Genomic DNA, 22,425 nt, shown 5'->3' on the forward strand with positions numbered 1-22,425 from the left:
ACCAATCAAAGGCTACCCGATGACCCTGGAGATCTGCGTAGACGACATCGGCGGGATCGATGCGGCTGTCGCAGGAGGGGCCGATCGGTTAGAACTCTGCTCGGCGCTGGCGCTGGGTGGATTGACCCCCACCCCCTCGCTGATCACGGCGGCGCGAACGGTACCGATACCGGTCCACATGCTGATCCGCCCGCGGGAGGGTGGCTTTCACTATACCGCGCGCGAGGCGGCGATGATCGCCGAGGACATGAGCGCCGCCGCGGCATCCGGGCTTGCCGGCGTCGTCATTGGCGCCTCCAGAGCCGACTACACACTAGATGAAGGCTTGCTTGCGCGGTTGGTGATGCAGGCCAGAACGCTCGGCACAAACCGCGGAAAGCCGCTGTCCCTTACGCTGCATCGCGCGTTCGACCTGTCCCCAGATCTGGTCGACGCGCTCGAGACCGCAATTGCATTGGGCTTCGATCGCATCCTGACGTCGGGCGGCGAGCCCAAGGCCATTGACGGCCTTGCAGCGCTCGAAGCGCTGCACACGCGCGCCGACGGTCGCATCGGCATCCTTGCGGGCAGCGGTATCGATGCGGGAAATGCGCCACGCTTTCTGAAGGTGGGACTACGGGAACTGCACGCATCCTGCGGCGTACCGACAGACCTTGCCCCATCCCAGGACGAGGCCCGCGAACGCCGTTTTGGGTTTACCCTGCCCGGCCGCCGCCACACCGACGCCGGTCGGGTCCGAGCGCTCAAAGCGGTCCTGAATGACATCAGTCACCAAGTCGCTTGAACAATACCAATACATAACGTATCCCTCATCTGCTGCCTGCCTCTCTACGGAGAACGGCGGCACCATCGAAAGTCGCCTTCATGTCCTTTTCAGCGAGCATTGGCAGGTTTCGGGATGGCAATCCCGCGCCGTTGTACGTCCAGCTCCAGCAGCTGATCCGCGATGCGATCAACCGCAACGTGCTGGCCAAGGACGACGCGCTGCCGGCCGAACGCGATCTCGCGATCGAATATGACGTGTCGCGCATCACCGTGCGGAAAGCGATCGGCGGGCTGGTCGAGGAGGGGTTGCTGACGCGTCGTCGCGGGGCAGGCACGTTCGTCGCGACCCGCGTCGAGAAGAGCTTCTCGAAGCTGTCGTCCTTTTCGGAGGACATGCAGTCGCGCGGCCGGACGCCGAGCAGCGCGTGGGTCAGCCGTACGATCGGCATGGTGACACCGGAAGAATCCTTGTCGCTTGGCCTGTCGCCTGGTTCTGCCGTGTACCGGTTCCAGCGCATTCGCTACGCAGACGACGTCGCGATGGCGCTCGAATATTCGACCATCGCGGGCTACTGCCTGCCGACGATCGATGCGGTCCAGGACTCGTTGTACGAAGCCCTCGAAGCCGCCGGCAATCGCCCGGTCCGCGCGCTGCAACGCCTGCGCGCGGTCCATTTCAGTCCCGAACACGCCAAGATGCTCGGCGTCGATGCAGGCCATGCCGGCCTGTTCATCGAACGCCGCGGTTTCCTGCGCGACGGTCGGGCCGCCGAATTCACCCAATCCTATTACCGTGGCGACGCGTACGATCTCGTCGCCGAACTCAACGACATCTGACGCCGGCGCACGGGCGCCGGCCGGGGGGCTTACCGTGACCGAGACTATCACCGCGACCACTGCGTCGCCGACGACGTTGACCGCCACTGCGTCGCCGACGACGCTGACCGCCAATGCGTCGCCGACGACGCTGATGTACAGCGAAGCCGCCGAAGCCGCCGACGCTGTTGCCCGGTTGCTCGCCGCCAACCGCGATGCACTGACGGCGCTCGGCGAACGCCTCCGCGCCGCGCCGCCAGCAGTGGTCGTCACCTGCGCGCGCGGCTCGTCCGATCACGCGGCGACCTACGGCAAATACCTGATCGAGACGCTGCTCGGCGTGCCGGTCGCATCCGCCGCCCCGTCGGTCTCGTCGGTCTATGCCGCACCGATGGCGCCCGGCACCGCGCTGGTGATCGCCGTCTCGCAAAGCGGTCGCAGCCCCGATCTGCTCGCCACCGTCTCCGCCTATCAAAAGGCCGGCGCGCACGTCGTCGCCTTCGTCAACGACGAGACGTCGCCGCTCGCCGAGATGGCAGACACGATGATCGCGCTGAAGGCAGGCCCTGAGCGCTCGGTCGCCGCGACCAAATCCTATATCTGCGCACTCGCGGCGTTCGCGGCGCTGACCGCGGCATGGTCGCAGAACGACGCGCTGACCAAGGCGATCGACACGCTGCCGGATATGCTGACGCTCGCGTTCGGCGCGAACTGGACGTCGGTCGTCGATGCGCTGGCCGACGCCAACAACCTCTTCGTGATCGGCCGCGGCTATGGCTACGGCATCGCGCAGGAAGCGGCGTTGAAGCTCAAGGAAACCTGCGCGCTCCATGCCGAGGCGTTCAGCGCCGCCGAAGTCCGCCACGGGCCGATGGCGATCGTCAACGATGGCTTCCCGGTAATCGCGTTCGCCACCTCCGACACCGCCGGCGACGGCGTGCGCGAGGCGGCGGCCGAGTTCCGCGCCCGCGGCGCAGTCGTCTGCCTCGCCGATGCGAAGGCGAACGGCGAAGGCGATCCGGCCGCGTTCACCGCGCACCCCGCGATCGAACCGATCCTCATGATCCAGAGCTTTTACCGCATGGCCAATTCCCTGTCGCTCCGCCGCGGCCTCGACCCCGACGCGCCACTTCACCTGAGCAAGGTGACGAAGACGGTATGAGCAGTCTCCAGATGCAGTTCGTGAACGGCACGATCGTCACCCCCGATGCGCTGCTGAACGGCGCGACGATCACGGTCGATGGCGACCGGATCGTCTCGATCGTGCCACTCGACGGCACGCCGTCGGACGCGATCGACCTCCGGAACGGCTGGCTCGTCCCCGGCTTCATCGACACGCAGGTGAACGGCGGCGGCGGTGTGCTGCTCAATGACCAGCCGACCGTCGACGGCATCGCCGCGATCGGCGCCGCGCACAGGCCCTACGGCACGACCGCGTTCATGCCGACGCTGATCAGCGACACGCCCGACGTGATCGAGGCGACGCTCGATGCGATGGACGCTGCGATCCTGGCGGGTGTTCCCGGCGTGGTCGGCGCACATATCGAGGGGCCATGGATCAACCCTTCGCGCAAAGGCATCCACGATCCCGCCAAGTTCCGCCTGCTCGACGACGCGATGATCGAGCGGCTGATCCGTCCGCGCAAGGGCCGCGTGATGGTGACGCTCGCACCCGAACTGACCGATCCCGCCTCGATCGCGCGACTGGTCGCGGGCGGCGTGATCGTCAGCGCGGGCCATACCGATGCCGATTACGACACGATCGTCGAAGCGGCGGGCGCCGGCCTCACCGGCATCACGCATCTGTTCAACGCGATGTCGCCGTTGCTGCACCGCGCGCCGGGCGTGGTCGGTGCAGCGCTCGACGATCGAAGCGTCTATTGCGGGCTGATCGCGGACGGGCTGCATGTCCATGACGCCGCGCTCCGCCTTGCCTTGAACGCGCGGCCCAACGACCGGCTGATGCTGGTCAGCGACGCGATGCCGTCGGTCGGCGCAGTCGACAAGGATTTCCGCCTCCAGGGCCGCCTAATCCATGTCGAGGACGGCAAATGCTTCGGCGAGGACGGGACGCTGGCCGGCTCCGATCTCGACATGGCCGGCGCGGTTCGCAATCTCGTCGCGCGGACGCATGCCGATGTCGCCACCGCAGCGCGGATGGCGGCGACCAACCCCGCCGCGTTCCTTGGCCTAAGCCATGAGCGCGGCGCACTCGCCCCCGGCTTGCGCGCCGACTGGGTCGCACTCACCGCCGACCTGATGCCCGCGGGTACATGGATCGGCGGCCAACTGGTCGCAGGCAGGACGTAAAGCCATGAAGCCTATCATCCTGACGTCGCCCCTCCAGGGTTGGGCATCGCCTCTCGAGGCGGTCCCCGACCCGGTCTTCGCCGAACGGATGATGGGCGACGGGATCGCCGTCGATCCGACCGGCGATTGCCTGCATGCGCCGTGCGACGCTGTGGTGCTCAGCGTCCATGCGAGCGGCCACGCGATCACGCTACGCACGCCCGAGGGCGCCGAGATCCTGATGCATATCGGCCTCGACACGGTCGCGCTCGGCGGGCGCGGGTTCAGCCCGTGCGTGGCCGAGGGCGCGACTGTCCACCGCGGCGACCCGCTGATCCGCTTCGACCTCGACCTGCTGGTCTGCGAGGCGCGCGCGGTCATCACCCCGGTGATCGTCACCAACCCCGAGCGCTTCACGATCGTCCGCCGCGAGACGGACCGATTGGTCGGCGTCGGCGAGGCGATGATGACGCTCGAACCCCGAATCGATGCGGCCGACGTCGCCGTGGTCGAAGGCGACACGGTCCGCCGCACGATCGTCGTGCCGCTGGTCCACGGGATCCACGCACGCCCCGCCGCCCGGATTGGCGAGACCGCGCGAAAGTTCGTGTCCGAGGTAAAAATCACCAAGGACGAGCGCGAAGGCAACGTCCGCAGCCCGGTCGCGCTGATGGCTCTCGGCATAAAGCTCGGCGACGAGATCACCCTCGCCGCGACCGGCCCCGACGCCGCGGAAGCACTCGCAGCAATCGGCGACCTGATCCTCGGCGGCATGGGCGAGAAGGCGGCTGCCGCCCCCGCGTTCCCCCGCGAAGGCGAGAGCCCAGGAGCCAAGAACGATGACGCTGCTGGGTCCTGGGCCCCCGCCTCCGCGGGGGAACACGGAGCGCGAAAGCCTGCCACAACCCTCCCCGCAGACGGCCACCTCCCCGGCGTCACCGCCTCCCCCGGCATCGCGATCGGCCAGGCCGGACTCTTCCGCCTCGCCGAGATCGCCGTGACGCGCGAAGGGGCGGACGCGACCACCGAACGCGCCGCGTTCGATGCGGCGCTCGCCACCGTCACCACGCGCCTCGCCACCAAATCGGCGACCGCGACCGGCGCCGAACGCGCGATCCTCACCGCGCATACCGCGCTGCTCGACGACCCCACCCTGACCGCCGCCGCGCACGCCGCGATCGCCCAGGGCGACAGCGCAGCCTACGCCTGGCGCACCGCGATCCGCGCGCAGGCCGACGCCCTCCACGCCACCCGCGACGCCCGCCTCGCAGAGCGTGCCGACGACATGCTCGATCTCGAACGCCAGGTACTGCGTGCGCTCGCCGGCGAAGACCTCGACGAACGCCTCAGCTTCCCGCCCGGCACGATCCTGCTGGCCGACGACCTGCTCCCCTCGCACCTGCTCGGCCTCGACACCGCGTCGATCGTCGGCTTCTGCGTCGAGCGCGGCGGGCCGACGTCGCACGTCGCGATCCTCGCCGCGACGATGGGGTTGCCGGCGCTCGTCGCAGTCGGCCCAGTGCTCGCCGAGATCACCGCGAGCACGCCGCTGATCCTCGACGCCGACGCAGGCCTGCTCCACGTCGCCCCCGATGCCGAAACGCAGGCAACTGCGCAAACCGCGTTCGACGCCCAGACCGAACGCCGCCGCGCCGCCCTCGCCAACGCCGCGCGCGAATGCCGCACACAGGACGGCATCCGCATCGAAGCGTTCGCCAATCTCGGTTCGGCCGACGATGCCGAGGCCGCGGTCCGCAACGGCGCCGAAGGCTGCGGGCTGCTCCGCACCGAATTCCTGTTCCTCGAACGCGTCAGCGCCCCCAGCGTCGAGGAACAGACCGCCGACTACCAGCGCATCGCCGACACGCTAGCCGGCCGCCCGCTGATCGTCCGCCTGCTCGACATCGGCGGCGACAAGCCCGCGCCCTACCTCCCGATCGCAGCGGAAGAGAACCCGGCACTCGGCCTGCGCGGCATCCGCGTCGGCCTCGCCCACCCGGAGATGCTCGACGCACAGTTGCGCGCGATCCTCGCCGTCCGCCCCGCCGGCCAGTGCCGCATCATGGTGCCGATGGTCGCGAGCCTCGCCGAACTCCGCGCGGTTCGCGCAGCACTCGAAGCCGCCGCCGCAGCCACCGGCCATACGGAGCACGTCACGCTCGGCATCATGATCGAGACGCCCGCCGCCGCGATCACCGCCGACCTGCTCGCGAGCGAGGCCGACTTCCTCTCGATCGGCACCAACGACCTGACGCAATACGCGCTCGCGATGGACCGCGGCAATCCGGCGGTGGCGAGCGACCTCGACGGCCTCCACCCCGCCGTCCTCCGCCTGATCGCACGCACCTGCGAAGGCGGCGCGGTCCACGGCAAATGGACCGGCGTGTGCGGGGGCCTCGCCTCCGATCCGCTCGCCGTACCGATCCTGATCGGGCTCGGCGTGACCGAACTGTCCTCTGCGCCCGCGCTCGTGCCCGAGATCAAGGCGCTCGTCGCCACCCTCACGATCGGGGCCTGCCGCGAGCATGCGGCCGCCGCACTCAACTGTATATCAGCCGCGGATGTCCGCGCGCTCGCCCGGGAATTCCGCCCATGAAATCGGTGCTAGAACTCCTCCAGCCACTCGGCCGCGCGCTGATGCTGCCGATCGCGGTGCTCCCCGTCGCCGGGCTGTTGCTGCGCCTTGGCCAACCCGACCTGCTCGACATCGCCGTGCTCAGCGCCGCCGGCGATGCAATCTTCTCGCACCTCGGCCTGTTGTTCGCGATCGGCGTCGCGACCGGTTTCGCGCGCGACGGCAATGGCGCGGCGTGTCTCGCCGGCGTGGTCTGCTACCTTGTAACGACGCAGGGCGCGCAGGCGCTGATGACCGTCCCCGCCGACGCGCTCAAAGGCCTGACCGGCGACACGATCGCGCTCGCCACCGCGGCATGGAAAGCCAAGGCGATCGCCCGCCTCGACGTGCCGATCGGCATCCTGTCGGGGCTGATCGGCGGTAGTTTCTACAACCGCTTCTCGGCGATCGCGCTGCCAGAATATCTCGCCTTCTTCGGCGGACGCCGGTTCGTGCCGATCGTCAGCGGCGTCGCGGGCCTCGTGCTCGGCATCGTCGTCGGCCTCGGCTTCGGCGCGCTCAGCACCGGAATCGACGGCCTCAGCTACGGGATCAGCGGCGCCGGCGGGTTCGGCCTGTTCGCGTTCGGCCTGCTCAACCGCCTGCTGCTCGTCACCGGGCTGCATCACCTGCTCAACAACATCGTCTGGTTCGTGGCGGGCGACTATCAGGGCACGACCGGCGATCTCCGCCGCTTCTTCGCGGGCGATCCGACCGCGGGCGCGTTCATGGCCGGGTTCTTCCCGGTAATGATGTTCGGCCTGCCCGCCGCGTGCCTCGCCATGTACCACGCCGCGTTGCCCGAGCGCCGCAAAGCGGTCGGCGGCATGCTGCTCAGTCTTGCGCTCACCTCGATGCTGACCGGCGTCACCGAGCCGATCGAGTTCAGCTTCATGTTCCTGGCACCGGTGCTCTACGCGATCCACGCGGTGCTGACCGGTCTGTCGATGGCGTTGATGGATGCGCTCGGCGTGAAATTGGGCTTCGGCTTCTCCGCCGGGCTGTTCGATTACGTGCTGAACTACGGCAAGGCGACCAAGCCGCTGCTGCTGCTTCCGGTCGGCCTTGCCTATGCCGTGATCTACTATTTCCTGTTCCGCACCGTCATCAAACGCCTCGACCTCCCCACGCCTGGCCGCGAGCGTGATGCTCCCGTGGCTGCAGCAAGCGTCGCCAAAAGCGAACGCGGCGCCGCCTTTGCCGAAGCGCTCGGCGGGGCCGCCAACCTGACCAGCGTCGGCGCTTGCACCACGCGGTTGCGGCTGATCGTCGTGGACCAGAAGCGCGTCGACGAGGCCCGTCTCAAGGCGCTCGGCGCACGCGGCCTGATCCGCCCGTCCGCCAACGCACTCCAGATCGTGCTCGGCCCGATCGCGGATTCGGTCGCGGTCGAAATCCGCGATGCGATCGCCGCCGGTGATCCCGCGCCGGCAACGACGCCCGCCACGCCCGCGGTTGCGACCACCGTCGATGCCGCAGTCGCTGCCCCAGTCTCTGCCGATGTCGCGCTGACTCCCGCAACGATCGCCGCACTCGGTGGCTCGGACAATGTGCGGGCCGCGACGCTGCACGGCACCCGCCTGCGCATCCGCCTGATGGACGGCGACCATATCTCGACGCCCGCGCTCGAGGCGCTCGGCATCCAGGCGATCGCCCGCCCCGCCCCCGGCCTGCTCCATCTGCTGATGGCAGCCGACGCGGACATCCTCGCCCGCCCCCGGTCATGAAAAACCCCGCCATCCCGAACCGCAGTTCGGGATGGCGGGGAAACGACACGCCAGGCGGTGTCGGACTCGCGCTCTAGAACTTGACGTTCGTGCTCACGAAGAACGCCCGGCCATACGGGTCGTAGGTCGACGGATAGGTGTTCGCCTGATCCTGGTTGTCGCCGAGGATGGGGGGCTGCTTGTTGAACACGTTGTTCATGCCCACCGACCAGGTGAAGCCGGGCTTCACTTCGAACGCCGCGGTCAGGTCGAAGTAGTTGTACGCCTTGATCCGCTCGACCGCATAGACGGTGCCGCGGTCGTCGTCGTTCACTGCCGAAAGGTGACGATAGAGAACCGAGACGGTCACGGGGCCGGTCGAATAGGTCGTCCGTGCCGACAGGCGCCACTTGGCATACGGATTGCCGCAGGTGGTGCCGAACTTGCCCGCGCAGTTGATCGTCAGATCGGGGATTGCCGCGAGCGGGTTGTAGTCGAACGCGATCAGGCGCGTTCCGCTGACCCGGAAGTCGAGCTTGCTCGTGCCGTCACCGAATGCGCCGAAGTTCAGCGGCAGGCCGTAGCGCGCCTCGAAATCGACACCGCGGGTCGTCACGCCACCGGTGTTCGCCAGCGTGTTGGCGGCATCGGTGATCGCATAGCTGTTGGCGTCGCGCGGCAGCGACGAGCAGTAGCTGGAGTTATACGGCGTGTAGCCATTGTCCGCATCGCCGTAGCAGGCACGGATCAGGTTGGTGGTGCCGACCGTCGAGATGTAGTTGGCGATCTTGATCTTGTAGTAATCCGCCGTGAACGAGAAGCGCGGCAGGAACCGTGGCTGCAGGACGATGCCGGCGGTGTAGGTGTCGGAGGTTTCCTCGCGCAGCGCGGGGTTGCCACCGTTGACGGTCTGGATCTGCGTGCTGCCGCCGTCATACGCCGTGCCGATCAACGATGCCGGAACACCCGTCGCGACGCAGCTCGCGTTGAGGTTGGTGTTGGTCCTGGCGATCGCCGTGGTGCAGGGATCGGTCGCCGCCGGGAAGTCCTGCGACGAACCGCTGTAGAGATCGGACACGGTCGGTGCGCGGACGGCCCGCGAATATTGCCCGCGCAGCGAAATGTCGTCGATCAGCGACCAGACGACGCCGCCCGAATAGGTGCTGACCGATTTCGCCGCGGTCGAGTAATAGGAATAGCGGTACGCGCCGTTCACCTCGAGCTTCTTGATCAGCGGGATGTTCGCGAGCAACGGCACCGCGACTTCGGTATAGGCTTCCTTGACGTCGTAGCCGCCGCTCAGGCCTTCGCCTGCGTTGAAGCCGACGACGTCGCCCGACGACAGCGAGAAGTCGGGATTGTAGCTGCCATGCTCGCGCCGATATTCGGTGCCGAACACGATGCCGACCGGGCCCGCGCCGAGATCGAAAAGGTTGCGGTTCGAGATCGATGCGCTGGCGACCTGCTCGCTGATCGTGCTGGTGTTCTGCACCGGGATGGTGATGAACGCGGCGGCCGCCGCACTGATGTTGCCCGCACCGTAGATGTTCAGCGGTACGCAGCCGTTGCTGCTATCCGAGCAGACCAGGTTGCCGCTGGCATCGTAGCTGGTCCGAAGCGCCTGCAGCACGCGGCTGCGCGAGACGTTGCCCGACTGCGTCTCGATCGATTTGGTGCGCGAATAGCTGTAATAGGCGTCGTAGTTCCAGCCGCCGCCGATATCGCCATTGGCGCCCAGCACCGCGCGATAGGCGGTGTTGTCGAGGCTCGATACCCGATCGCCGACTTCGGTCAGGCGGCGATAGATCGTCGAGGTGACATAGCCGTCGCCGTCGGTGTCCAGCCCCTTGAGCAAGGCCTGCGAGCCCGACGACAGGAACGACGAATCGGTGTCGATCGCGACCGATCCGGTGAACGGCGTCGGCGCCAGCTTGTTCTTTACGCGGTTGTTGATGAACTGGCCCTCGGCATAGACGTTCAGCGCCGGGCTGACTTCGTAATGCGTCTGTGCGCTCATCAGGAACCGCTCCTGCGGCACCTGGAGATAGTTCGAAGGCGCGTAGTTGTATGCGTCGGTCGCCGAATTATACGGCGTGTAGCTGCCGTCGGTCTCGAACTTGCGGTTGACGCCGCCGATCGCGAACCGGGTGCCCTCGATCGAGCCCGAACCGCCTGCGATCAGGCCGCCTTCGCCATCGTCGACCTGCGCCTGCTTCGAATAATCGCGCGCGGACTGAAGGATACCGTTACGCTTGGTATAATCGAAATAGATCGTCGCATTGCCGCGGCCGTCTTCGAAATTACCGCCGAGCAGCAGGTTGCCGTTGAAGTTCGCGCCATCGCCAGCCTCGTTCAGGCGGTAGTTCGCATTGGCCTGAACGCCGCTGAAGTCCTTCTTCATCACGAAGTTGACGACGCCCGAGATCGCGTCCGAGCCGTACACCGCGGACCGGCCGCCGGTGACGATGTCGACGCGCTCGATCAGCGCCGCCGGGATGGTGTTCAGATCGACCACCTGGTTCGCGTCATAGGCGACGTACCGGCGGTTGTTGACCAGCACGAGCGTGCGCGTCGAGCCGAGCCCGCGCAGATCCGCGGTGGCGACGCCGCCGCCCGGATTGTTCGAGGCGGCCGTGCTGCTCGGGATGAGCTGCGGCAGGTCCTTCAGCACGCTCTCGACGTTGATCTGGCCCGACAGCGCGATCTCCTTGGCGCTGACCACCGAGATCGGCGATGCCTGTTTCAGGCTGTCGCCGCCGAGACGCGAACCGGTCACGACGATCGTGTCGCCGTCCGCGGGAGCGGCATCCTGCTCGGTCACCGTCGTCGCAGGCGTAACCGGCGCGGGTGCTACAGGGTCGGCGGTCTGCGCAAAGGCGGGACCAGCCATACCCAGCAGCAAAGTGGACGCCAAAAGGCGTGCGCGAAAGTCGAGACGCATGGATATACTCCCTGAACCGCGATCCTTGATCGCCGCGGCAGATGTTGTGGGGCACGGTGAAGGTCCGCCACTCAGGTTTGCTGTACGATTCCGCGCTCGACAAGCGATGTTCGGGGGAGCGTTTCACTAAGGACGACCGGTGTCGTCAGGTGAACACGGTTCTATTCATAACCTTTCATAGTGTGATGACTTCGTGACATTGTTTGCACGGCTGTAGCCGATCGGGGCATCGTGTCAGGCAAAGCTGACCCGCCGCACGCGGACCCGCGGCACGCCCAGCCCGGCCCAGATCACCTGCGCCTTGCGAATCGGCGCGATGACGCCTCGAAACGCGACGCTCTGCGTGATCGACGGATAGCCCGTCGACGCGTCTGTCCGAACCACGGTCACTGGAACGTCGCCCCGTTGGCCATCGCCTTAGACGGACTGAGTCCCTGTTGTTCGAGGAACTGGTTGAGCCCCGCGACGAGTTCCTGCGCGGCGGCGCTGGTCAGCGCGATGCGACCGACGACGACACGGTCGACGCCGGGCGGTTGCCGGGTATGATCGCAGCGCGCGCTCTCCAGCGTCAGCACGATGACGCCGCTAAGATTGGCGAGGCCGGTGAACCCGGTCGCGAAGATCTCGGGGGCGAACGGATTGTCGACGATCGGCGGCGATTCCGCCGGACGGATGGGTTCCGGTGCCGAGACACCCTTGATGGCAACGCGCATGGTGGACCTTTCCTGAGGCAGGCGACGCTTCCGCCTGCACCCCCTTCGCTAGGCGCGACCGGTGTCCCGCGAATGTCCTCGCGCGCGCGCCATGACATGCGTGCGACACGACCGGACACGCCGCCGCCGATCGCACGCCGCGCCCGTCCCGGGGCGCGCCAATGTTGCAGCCCTGCGATCTCCCGACATGCCGGAACATTCGCGGGAAACACGTCTCCCATAGCGCCGCGGTTCACCCCGGAGACGCAGGCATGATTTTCGATTTTGGCGCCGGATCCCTGGCTTTGGTCATGGCGGGGACGCTGGCGGCACCCGGCACGCACCCGCAGACGGCCCCCGCCACGCCTTCCGCCACACCCGTTCCGGCACCCGCTACCGCCCGCACGATCAAGACCCTGCGCGTCGAGGGCTCACAACGGATCGAGCCCGAGACGGTGCTGAGCTATACCAAGCTGCGGATCGGCGCGCCCTACACCGCGGAGACGCTCGACCAGGCGCTCAAGGACCTGCAGGCAAGCGACCTGTTCGCCGATTACTCGATCAGCGGCGTCGCGGATGGCAATATCGTCCTGCGCGTGCGCGAGAACCCGATCGTCAACCGCGTCCTGATCGAGGGCAACAAGGCGCTGAAAAGCGAGAAGATCACCAAGGAGATCAAGCTCGCCCCGCGCCAGATCTTCACGCGCACCGCAGTCCGCCAGGATATCGCGCGGATCATCGAGCTCTATCGCCGCCAGGGCCGGTTCGCGGCGGTCGTCGACCCCAAGATGGTCAACCTCGACCAAAACCGCGTCGATGTGATCTTCGAAGTCAGCGAAGGCCCGAAGTCGAAGGTCCGCCAGATCAACATCCTCGGCAACGCGGTCTTCTCCGACGCGCAGATCCGCGCGCAGATGGCGACCAAGCAGGCCCGCGTCAGTCGGTTGCTGTCATCGGCGACCAGCTACGACCAGGACCGCCTGAGCTATGATCAACAGAAGCTGCGGCAGTTCTATCTGACGCAGGGCTATGCCGATTTCCGCGTCACCTCCGCGGTCGCCGAACTCACGCCCGACAAGAAGGACTTCATCATCACGTACGTGGTGGAGGAGGGGAAACGCTATAAGTTCGGCGATGTCACCGTCGACAGCCAGATCCGCGATTTCGACGGCAAGAAGCTCGCCGCCACGCTGCCGCTGAAGAAGGGCGACTGGTACAACGCCAAGCTCGTCGAGGATTCGGTCGACAACCTCAGCCAGACCGCCGGCCTGTTCGGCTATGCCTTCACCGAAGTGAACCCGGAGTTCCAGAAGGATCCGGATACGCTGACGATGGGCGTCAATTTCAACATCGCCGAAGCCAAGCGCACCTATGTCGAGCGCGTCGAGATCAACGGCAACACCCAGACCAAGGACAAGGTCGTCCGCCGCGAGATCCGCCTCGCCGAGGGCGACGCCTTCAACAGCTTCCAGGTCAAGCGTTCCGAAGACCGGATCAATTCGCTTGGGTATTTCCAGGACAAGATGACGATCAAGCAGAACCCTGGGTCCGCCCCCGACCGGATCGTGCTGGAGACCAATCTGGAGGAGAAATCGAGCGGCGAGCTGCAGCTGTCGGCGGGCTATTCGAGCCTCGAAAGCTTTATTGCGTCGGCGAACATCACCCAGCGCAATTTCCGCGGCATGGGCCAGGAACTGCGCGCCGGGGTCAGTTATTCGGCCTATTCGAAGTCGGTCAATCTGGGCTTCACCGAGCCGTATCTGTTCGACACCAACATCGCGCTCGGCGGCGATCTGTTCCGCCGCGATTACAGTTCGTACAGCACCACCGGCGACAGCAACGACACCACCTACGAACAGGTCTCGACCGGTTTCCAGATCCGCGCCGCGGTGCCGCTCACCGAATATTGGTCCGCCACCGCGCGCTACGGGCTATCCTATGATCAGGTCACGCTCGACGCCGACACCTATTACACCAATGGCGTCTGCGATCCCGGCATCGCCGGCACCTATCTGTGCGATGCGGTCGGCAATCGCTGGACCTCGTCGATCGGCTATTCGCTGGTGTTCGACAGCACCAACAGCCGCACCCGCCCGAGCAAGGGCAGCAAGTTCAGCGTCAGCCAGGATTTCGCCGGGCTCGGCGGCGACACCAAATACATCCGCAGCACGGCGAACTACACCAAGTACATGGACCTCGGCTCGAGCTTCATCCTCTCCGCGCATGCCGAAGGCGGCTATATCAAGGGGCTCGGCCAGGACGTCCGGCTGACCGATCGCTTCTATCTCGGCGATCCGCAGATGCGCGGCTTCGACATCCGCGGCGTCGGCCCGCGCGTGACGCGCACCTATTACGACACCACGACGGTGCCTGCGACGCTGTCGAACAGCAGCAGCACGACCACACAGACCGCGCTGGGCGGCACGACCTATTACCAGGCCCGCCTCGAACTCGAGCTGCCGATGGGTGCCGGTGCGCGCGAACTCGGCCTGCGTCCGTCGATCTACATGGACGTCGGCGCGGTATTCGGCGGCAAGACGCCGACGCTGACCGACACCTGCGCCGCCGCCAACGCCGCATCCCTCGCCTGTGTCGCGGGCACCCGCCAATATACCAACAGCGCGGGCGACCTCCTGTATCTCGACACCGCGGGCGCCAGCACCACCACCAACACCGGCACGCCGTACACCTACGCGCTCGGCACCTATAAGGAGACGTATACGGGCAACACCGCCAGCCCGCGCCTGTCGGTCGGCGTCGGCGTCAACTGGACCTCGCCGTTCGGCCCGCTGCGGATCGATCTCGCCAAAGCGCTGCTGAAAGCCCCCGGCGACGACGACAAGCTCATCACCTTCAACATCGGCGGGCAGTTCTGAGGGGGGAAGAGCTTTCAATCCTCCCCCGCCAGGGGGAGGTGGCTGGCGCTTGCCAGACGGAGGGGGCGGCACGCGAAACCTCAGTTCCGTGTCCTCCCCCTCCGTCGCCTTCGGCGCCACCTCCCCCTGTCGGGGGAGGATCGTTCGGCTCCGACGATCGGAAAGTCGGTCCATACCAAATCACGGCGCTTGCCCCGTTCACCCGACCACGCCAGAACCCGTGGAAACTAGAAAGAGGATGTCCCATGTCCGTAAAGATCATCGCCTTCGTCACCGTGAAGCCCGGCAGCGAGGACGCCTTCGTCGCCGCCGCCGGCATCTGCGTCGCTGCCTCGCGCAACGAGCCCGGCGTGCTGCATTACGACCTGTGGCGCGAAGCCGATGGCGAGCGCCGCTACGTCTTCAACGAACTCTACGCCGATGACGCCGCGGTCCAGAGCCACATGGCATCGGACCATTTCAAGGCATTCGGGCTTGCCGCCCGCGACCTCGCCGCCGCGCGCCCGGTGATCATCCAGAACCACCCGGTCGACGTCGCCGAATAAGCGGCCGAAGACGCGGACCGATCACGATGCGCGTGATGATGGCAGGGCTCGGCGACATTGCGCGCAAAGCCTATCTCCCGGTGCTCGCCGCGACGCCGGGGATCGAACTCCACCTCGTCACGCGCAACCGGACCGTGCTCGCCGAACTGGGGGCGACCTACCGGATCGCGCACCTGCACGACAGCCTCGACGCGGCGCTGGCGGCGACGCGCTTCGACGCCGCGTTCGTCCACTCGGCAACCGCGGCGCATCCGGCGATGGTCGAGACGCTGCTCCGAAGCGGCGCGGCGGTATTCGTCGACAAGCCACTCGCTGACAATTTCGACGCGGCGGCAAGACTGGTCGATCTCGCCGACCGCGAAGGCCGCCTGCTGGGCGTCGGCTTCAACCGCCGCTTCGCCCCGGATTACGCCGCACTCCGCGGCGAACCCCGCGCGTTCATCCTGATGCAGAAACACCGCCGCGCCCAGCCGGATACGCCACGCAGCGTCGTCTTCGACGATTTCATCCACGTCGTCGACACACTCCGCTTCCTCGCCCCCGGACCGATCGAGCGGACCCACATCGAGACGATCGTCCGCGACGGCCTGCTCAGCGGCATCACCCTCACGCTGGCCGGCGACAACCACCACGCGATCGGCACGATGCAGCGCGAATCCGGCCTCGACGAGGAACGGCTAGACATTATCGGCGCGGATCGCCGCCGCTCGGTCCTAGACCTTGCCGAAACCCGCGACCAGAACGCCACCGACACCCGCGCCCGCCGCGGCGACTGGACCCCGGTCACCCGCCAACGCGGCTTCGAAGCGATGTGCGCCGACTTCCTCACGGGGGTACGCGAAAGCCGCCCGACGGCCGCCGAAGACATCCTGTCCACCCACCGCCTCTGCGAAGACATCGTCCGCCACGCGGAGGCCGTGGGAAAATAGCATCAGCCTCGCTGCATGTCTGATGTGGGAGAGGAAAGCGGTCTGTCCGGTTACGGCCAGCGATCGATTGGAAAGGCCATTCAGCTACCGTTTTTTAAGCAGCCAACGAGATCGAAGAACTCCTTAGCGAGAAAGGCTTCATCCCCGGAACCCGCGGAATTTGGGAAGAGCATATGCGCCGGGGCAGGCTCTCCCCGTTTTGGAACATGACCTATAAGATTATACGCGACGTCGGCTCCGAGATATTGCCGGTTACCGTATGGACGAGCCCCCCCATCTGGACTTGGCGTCTGCCAACCTTTGGCGGTAACGTCTTCGGTAGACGCAACATTTTGGAGACCATCCGTGCCTCCGTTCCATGGCAACCACCAAAAGGTCTTGCCTGATTTCTTATGATGTATTGCTAGCGCAATGCCGCTCGGCCACTCTGGACCGCTATCTACCGGGCGGAAGTAGGCCGTCACGTCAGGATTATGGCGCAGAATATACTGTGCGTGATCGACCGGACACGAAGCTATGGTAGCTGCCGCAAACGCTAACAAGCCGATCATTTTGCCGTTCCCGTTCCCGATCCCTGCCTCATCTTAGACTCTTAACGAGCGTCCGCAATCGGGATTGCCAAGCGAAGGCTATTGCGTCCGGGTATGGGCGTCAGCGGAATGGCCGGGTTGGGAAGGAAAGCGGACAGGCCGCTTTATCGAACGCAAAGAACGCGCGTCAGTCGAATTTTATTGAGAAGACGCGGACTGAAAAACCGTTTGCCCGCACCTCCTTGAGCGCGGCTTTATCTTCTCCGGCTTTGAACGTGGGACCACTAGTCGAGATAGTTTTGACGAATTGCCAAGGCGAATAGCGCTGCGGCAGGTTCGCCCCCGTTCTGTCGACTGTATAGGCCACAGCGCCTTTCACCCCAGAAAACACATATAGGGCTTCACCATCACGGGAAGCTTCCGCGCTTCCGACTGCTACGCTCCCTGCTATCGATAATACGAGAGCGCATATGCGTCTGATCTTCCTCATTGGTCCCCCAAGCAGCATGTTGCACCATACAGAATATTACTGAACGAACGGCAGCTACTGAGCAAGGCGCCAAGGTGAGGCCGTGGCCGAGAATGGGCGATTCCGGAGATCATCTGCTCATTCCTGGCAACTACGCCGGAGCGAAGGTTCATCCCGCTATCCGCCAAACCAACCACCCGGTCCCCAAAACCGGTCGTGTCGTGTATGGCCACGCCTCCATCTTCCCAATGCGAGGTCCTTCGTTTGCAGATCGTTACCCTGTGCCTGTTCCTGCTGCTCGCCGTCGTCATCAGTGGGATGGCGTCGAGAATGCTGCCGTCCGCGCTGCCCCGCCCGCTCGTCCAGATCGCACTCGGTGCGCTGATCGGCATGGTGGCGCACATCCGCGTCGAGCTCGATCCCGAGTTGTTCTTCCTGTTGCTGGTCCCTCCCCTGTTGTTCCTTGACGGCTGGCGGATCCCGAAGGACGAGCTGTTCCGCGATCGTGGCGCAGTGCTCGGGCTGGCACTCGGTCTCGTGTTCCTGACGGTGCTGGGCATGGGGTTGTTCATCCACTGGCTGATCCCGGCGATGCCGCTCGGCGTCGCGTTCGCGCTGGCCGCGGTGGTCTCGCCGACCGATCCGATCGCGGTGTCGGCGGTCGCGCAGAAGGCGCCGATCCCGAAGCGGATGATGCATATCCTGGAGGGCGAGGCGCTGCTGAACGACGCGTCGGGCCTCGTCTGCGTACGGTTCGCGATCGCCGCGGTGCTGACCGGCAGCTTCTCGCTTGGCGAGGCGACGCTCACGTTCGCATGGATGGCGCTGGCCGGCGTCGCGATCGGCGTCGGCATCACCTGGGCGATCGTCGCGACCAAGGCGGCGTTCGCGCGTCGGTTCGGGGACGAGACCGGCTCGAACATCTTGGTCAGCCTGCTGATCCCGTTCGCCGCGTATCTCGCTGCCGAACACGTCCATGCCTCGGGCGTGCTCGCCGCCGCCGCCGCCGGGATCGCGATGACCTTCACCGGCGCGACCACCAGTGTCGCCGCCGGCACGCGGATCCGCCGTCGCGCGGTGTGGGACATGCTGCAATTCACGCTCAACGGCGTGATCTTCGTGCTGCTCGGCGAGCAATTGCCCGAGGTGTTCGTCCGCGCCCGCGATACCGTCACCGCGACCGGGCATGTCAGCCCGTGGTGGCTCGCCGTCTACGTCTTCGCGGTCGTCGCCGGGCTCGCGCTGCTGCGGTTCGGCTGGGTGTGGGTGTCGATGCAGTTCACGCTGTTCCGCGCGCGCCGCCGCAACGACGAGGCGGTCAGCCCACCACGCCGGATCATCGCCGCGATGTCGGCGGCGGGCGCACGCGGCGCGATCACGCTGGCGGGTGCGCTGACCCTGCCGCTGACGCTGAACGACGGCACGCCGTTTCCGGCCCGCGACCTGGTGATCTTCCTGGCATCGGGCGTGATCCTGTCGTCGCTGGTGATCGCCGCGGTCGCGCTGCCGCTGCTGCTGCGAGGATTGCACCTGCCGACCGACGAAGGCGTGGCGGCGGTGCGCGACCGGGCGCGCCTGATCTCGGCCAAGGCGGCGATCGCCGAACTCGACCGGGTCCAGCATCAGATGGCCGAAGGGCGCGACGATCCCGACCGGTTCACCGATATCGCGGCGCGGTTGATGGATCAGTATCGCGAGCGGATCGACAGCCTGGCCACGCTGCCCGAGGATCGCACCGGCCAGGCCGACGCGCCGATCGAGCGCGACATGCGGCTGGCGGCGGTGCGCGCCGAACGCAACGCGATCTTCGATCTGGCGCGCAGGCGTGAGATCGGCGTCACGCTCGCCGAGCAACTGGGCCGCGAACTCGACCTGATCGATGCGCGGCTGTCGCGACAGGGTTTGGCGTAAGGAGGCTGGTGCAGGGAGGGGGCGGCGTAGGGGAGGATGTGCGCCCCGCCCGCCCGTGTGACTGGTACCTGGCGGGGCGCAGAAGATACGCGATACTACGGCGATTCCTCTGCGCGCAGCTATGCGATCCCTTGGTTAATTCTGGGTGAACGATGGCGCCCCGTCCGTCCGTGCGACACTCTCGTATCCGGACGGGGCGCCAAGGACGCAGCGCCCTGGGGCGCGCGTCGCTCTCCACAAGCTAGCAGCAGAACTGCCAGGGGGAAGAACAGCCTAACGCGCGTGTGCCTCGTTTTGTCCGATATAGGGCAGAAAATATGTCGCTTAGCCTTTGACGTCCGATCGCGCAGGCATTCCGGCACGGTTCGGTACTCCGGGAAGCTTCATTTTCCGCATCCGCGCGATCACCTCGCGCGCACCCTTGGGAGCGACCTGCAGGAACAGGTCGAACAGGTCATCGTCGCCGAGCGTGTCGATCGCGACGCTGGTCGGCAGCGCGATCGCCTGGCGACTTCGCGCACCCGGCTGCGCCTCGATCACGATCGTCCGCCATGCCATGCCCACCGGTGGCGGACCGTCGACGTCGACGAACTCGCGCGGCACCATGTTGCGGATCCGCATCCGGCGATCGCCATGCGCCTCGAACCAGAGCGCATCGCCCGCCGTCGCGATCTCCGTTGCTAGGTCCCGTTCGTTCATCATGCTCGCCTCATCCGCGCTGGCTGTCGATGGACGCGTGCTGCGGGAACGCCGACGATGCAAGACCGAAGCGCAGCCCCGCCTCCTCCATGCGCTGCAACGGAACGTCACATCGTGATGCTCGAATACCACAGCATCGTGCAGACCTGAGACCGCAGACATCTTTGCTATTGATAGTGGTTATCACAAACGGTAGCCGGCCCGCATTACGAAAGGGTTCCCATGACACGACGTTTCGGCATAGCCGTCCTGCTGGCTTCGGCCACGATCGCCGCCCCGAGCTACGCACAGACCGCGCCGGATGCGGTCGATACCGGCATCATCGTCGTGACCGGTCAGCATCTGCGCACGCAGGCCTCGTCCGGTACCAAGAGCGACACCCCGCTCGCCGAAACGCCGCAGTCGATCAGCGTCATCACCGCCGACGACATCGCCGGCCTGGGTCTGCAGAACCTCAACCAGGCGCTCCGCTTCGTCGCCGGCGTCACGCCCGAGCAGCGCGGATCGAGCGCGGAAGTCTACGACCAGTTCAAACTGCGTGGCTTCGATGCGCCACAGTTCCTCGACGGGCTGAAGCTGCAGGGCGGCGCGGGCTATCTGGCGCCGCAGGTCGACGTCTCGCGGCTCGATCGTATCGAAGTCGTCAAGGGGCCGGCATCGGTACTGTATGGCCAGTCGGGCCCCGGCGGCCTGGTCTCTCTGTCGAGCAAGATGCCCCTGGACCGCAGCCTCTACGGCGCCGTCAGCGGCAGCTATGGCACTTACGACCTGTACCGCGTCGATGCCGATATCGGCGGCCGCGCCGGCGATGGCGTGTTGTGGCGCCTGAACGGCAGCGCGAACGGCGCCTCGACGCAGCAGAAGTTCGGCAAGCGCGAGCGCCAGACGGTGTCGGGCGCAGTGACCGTCGGCGCCGGCAGCTCGACCAGCTTCACGCTGCTCGGCGCCTATTCGCACGATCCCGACAATGGCACGTACAGCGTGTTCCCGGCCTCGGGCACGTTCATCCCCAATCCGAACGGCAAGCTGTCGACCAAATGGGACGGCGGCGAGCGCGACAATTTCTTTTCGCGCGAACAGGCCGCGCTCACCTACATCTTCAACCATGATTTCGGCAGCGGCTGGAGCCTGCGCTCGTCGGGGCGCTATCAATATGTCAGCTCGAAGCTCGGCATCGTCTATCCTGGCGGCACGCTGAACGACGGCGATCCGACCCAGCAGACCTATGATCGCTACTCCTATTCGACCCGCGAGCAGCTGAATGCCTGGACGTTCGACAACCAGATTCACGGCACGATTAATACCGGACCACTGAAGCATGATCTGCTGTTCGGTGCCGATCGTCAGGTGTCGCATGCCAACGAGGTCTATGCGTTCGGTGGCGCGACGACGATCAACGCGTTCAACCCTGTCTATGGCACGATGGCGGTTCCGCTGACCCCGGAGACCGTGCCGGGCTATGTCGCCGGTACCGCCGCCCAGGTTAATACGCAGCAGATCAACCTGCGCCAGCAGGGCGTGTACGCGCAGGACCAGATGTCGCTCGGTGCCTTGCGTGTCGTCGTGAGCGGTCGTCAGGATTGGGCGCGGATCGAAGGCAATGGCGACGTTGCGAAATCCGACAAGTTCACCTGGCGTGCAGGCGCGTTGTACACCACGTCGATCGGCCTGGCGCCTTATGTCAGCTATTCCACGTCGTTCGAGCCGCAGACCGCGCAGCTCGGCACGCCGACGGCACCGACCGGTATCGCCAAGCCTTCCTCCGGCAAGCAGATCGAAGCGGGTGCGAAATACACCGTACCCGGCACCTCGATCCTGGTGACCGCGGCGTGGTTCAAGATCGACCAGACCAATCTGGTGACGACCAACCCGCTCACGAACTTCGCCACCCAGAGCGGCAAGGTCCGCTCGAAGGGCGTCGAGATCGAGGCGAGCGCGCCGCTGCCCTACGGCTTCAACGCCAAGGTCGCCTTCAGCCGCCAGCGCGTGAAGACGATCGAGGACACCAACCCCGCCAATATCGGCAAGGGCATCCTCGGTGTCGGTCGCGGTGGTGTCTCGGCAAACCTCGAATGGGCGCCGACCAGCGGCACGTTCGACGGCTTCGCGATCGGCGGCGCGGTGCGTCACGTCGACAATGTCTATGCCGGCACCTACACCGACGCCAGCATCCCGGCCTATGCCAACGGCGTGGAATCGAACACGCCGTCCTATACGCTGGCCGACGCGCTGGTCCGCTACGACATCGGCAAGTTCGCCCCGAAGCTGACCGGCGTCAGCCTGGCGGTCAACGTGACCAACCTGTTCGACAAGAAGTATATCAGCACCTGCTATCTCGATTACGGCTGGTGCTGGTACGGCAACCGCCGCACCGTCCAGGCGACGATCGGCTACCGCTTCTGATCCTGCCCGCGACCGGCGTGGAAACGCTGGTCGCGGCCCGTATTCGGGTTTCGTTCGCCCGCCCCGGGCCTTGGACCTTGGGCCTTGGTGCCCCCCGCGCCATCGTCATTCCCGCGCGCGGGGGAACCCATACTGGCTAACCTCAGCGATATAACCGCAAACGGTCGAGGATATGGGTCCCCGCCTCCGCGGGGATGACGGCGTAAGCTGACCACAGCAGCGCACTTCGGGACATCCCGC

15 protein-coding genes are annotated in these 22,425 nt (G+C 66.1%); 11 read left to right on the forward strand and 4 right to left on the reverse strand.

Translation table 11 applies throughout. The features are described 5' to 3' along the window. Positions 1-19 precede the first annotated feature (19 nt). The 6 genes from AC3D24_RS11285 (at position 20) to nagE (ending at position 8,211) form a co-directional block, all read left to right on the forward strand. A complete protein-coding gene (locus tag AC3D24_RS11285) occupies positions 20-784 on the forward strand; it encodes a copper homeostasis protein CutC (protein ID WP_489030679.1) in 765 nt (254 codons plus the stop codon). 80 nt (positions 785-864) lie between these two features. Continuing rightward, positions 865-1,602, forward strand: a complete 738-nt coding sequence (locus tag AC3D24_RS11290; protein ID WP_489030681.1) for a GntR family transcriptional regulator — start codon at positions 865-867, stop codon at positions 1,600-1,602. 133 nt (positions 1,603-1,735) lie between these two features. Beyond that, positions 1,736-2,743, forward strand: a complete 1,008-nt coding sequence (locus AC3D24_RS11295; protein ID WP_489033132.1) for an SIS domain-containing protein — start codon at positions 1,736-1,738, stop codon at positions 2,741-2,743. Further along, positions 2,740-3,891, forward strand: a complete 1,152-nt coding sequence (gene nagA / locus AC3D24_RS11300; RefSeq protein ID WP_489030683.1) for an N-acetylglucosamine-6-phosphate deacetylase — start codon at positions 2,740-2,742, stop codon at positions 3,889-3,891. Before AC3D24_RS11295 ends, nagA begins: the two co-directional genes overlap by 4 nt. A gap of 4 nt (positions 3,892-3,895) precedes the next feature. Next, positions 3,896-6,466 carry a phosphoenolpyruvate--protein phosphotransferase gene (gene ptsP / locus AC3D24_RS11305; protein ID WP_489030684.1) on the forward strand — a complete coding sequence of 857 codons (2,571 nt, stop codon included), beginning with the start codon at positions 3,896-3,898 and terminating at the stop codon, positions 6,464-6,466. Then, on the forward strand, positions 6,463-8,211 hold the full coding sequence (nagE, locus tag AC3D24_RS11310) for an N-acetylglucosamine-specific PTS transporter subunit IIBC (RefSeq protein WP_489030686.1): 1,749 nt from the start codon (positions 6,463-6,465) through the stop codon (positions 8,209-8,211). The genes ptsP and nagE overlap by 4 nt, the downstream gene beginning before the upstream one ends. Before the next feature lie 73 nt (positions 8,212-8,284). Here nagE and AC3D24_RS11315 read toward each other — a convergent pair whose 3' ends face one another. The 3 genes from AC3D24_RS11315 to AC3D24_RS11325 form a co-directional block, all read right to left on the reverse strand. Then, positions 8,285-11,131, reverse strand: coding sequence for a TonB-dependent receptor (locus tag AC3D24_RS11315; protein WP_489030687.1), 2,847 nt, complete (start codon positions 11,129-11,131; stop codon positions 8,285-8,287). 234 nt (positions 11,132-11,365) lie between these two features. Next, positions 11,366-11,521, reverse strand: a complete 156-nt coding sequence (locus AC3D24_RS11320) for a hypothetical protein (protein ID WP_489030689.1) — start codon at positions 11,519-11,521, stop codon at positions 11,366-11,368. Then, the gene (locus tag AC3D24_RS11325; RefSeq protein WP_489030691.1) at positions 11,518-11,844 is read right to left on the reverse strand and encodes a hypothetical protein; all 327 of its coding nucleotides are present in this window, start codon (positions 11,842-11,844) and stop codon (positions 11,518-11,520) included. The genes AC3D24_RS11320 and AC3D24_RS11325 overlap by 4 nt, the downstream gene beginning before the upstream one ends. Before the next feature lie 251 nt (positions 11,845-12,095). Here AC3D24_RS11325 and bamA point away from each other — a divergent pair, with 251 nt between their 5' ends. From bamA to AC3D24_RS11345, 4 genes are all read left to right on the forward strand, one after another. Continuing rightward, on the forward strand, positions 12,096-14,699 hold the full coding sequence (gene bamA / locus AC3D24_RS11330; RefSeq protein WP_489030693.1) for an outer membrane protein assembly factor BamA: 2,604 nt from the start codon (positions 12,096-12,098) through the stop codon (positions 14,697-14,699). 245 nt (positions 14,700-14,944) lie between these two features. After that, positions 14,945-15,244, forward strand: a complete 300-nt coding sequence (locus AC3D24_RS11335) for a putative quinol monooxygenase (RefSeq protein ID WP_489030695.1) — start codon at positions 14,945-14,947, stop codon at positions 15,242-15,244. A 26-nt stretch (positions 15,245-15,270) separates the two neighbouring features. Beyond that, positions 15,271-16,173: a Gfo/Idh/MocA family protein gene (locus tag AC3D24_RS11340; RefSeq protein ID WP_489030697.1), complete on the forward strand. Its 903-nt coding sequence runs from the start codon at positions 15,271-15,273 to the stop codon at positions 16,171-16,173. A 1,263-nt stretch (positions 16,174-17,436) separates the two neighbouring features. Beyond that, positions 17,437-19,083, forward strand: a complete 1,647-nt coding sequence (locus AC3D24_RS11345; RefSeq protein WP_489030699.1) for a Na+/H+ antiporter — start codon at positions 17,437-17,439, stop codon at positions 19,081-19,083. Between the two features lie 324 nt (positions 19,084-19,407). Here the strand turns inward: AC3D24_RS11345 and AC3D24_RS11350 are convergent, their stop codons facing one another. Next, a complete protein-coding gene (locus tag AC3D24_RS11350; RefSeq protein ID WP_489030701.1) occupies positions 19,408-19,785 on the reverse strand; it encodes a hypothetical protein in 378 nt (125 codons plus the stop codon). Positions 19,786-20,004: 219 nt separating this feature from the next. Here AC3D24_RS11350 and AC3D24_RS11355 point away from each other — a divergent pair, with 219 nt between their 5' ends. Further along, complete coding sequence (locus tag AC3D24_RS11355) at positions 20,005-22,185, forward strand: TonB-dependent siderophore receptor (RefSeq protein ID WP_489030703.1); 2,181 nt, start codon at positions 20,005-20,007, stop codon at positions 22,183-22,185. Positions 22,186-22,425: the final 240 nt, after the last annotated feature.

The organism is Sphingomonas sp. SL1004 (assembly GCF_057815015.1).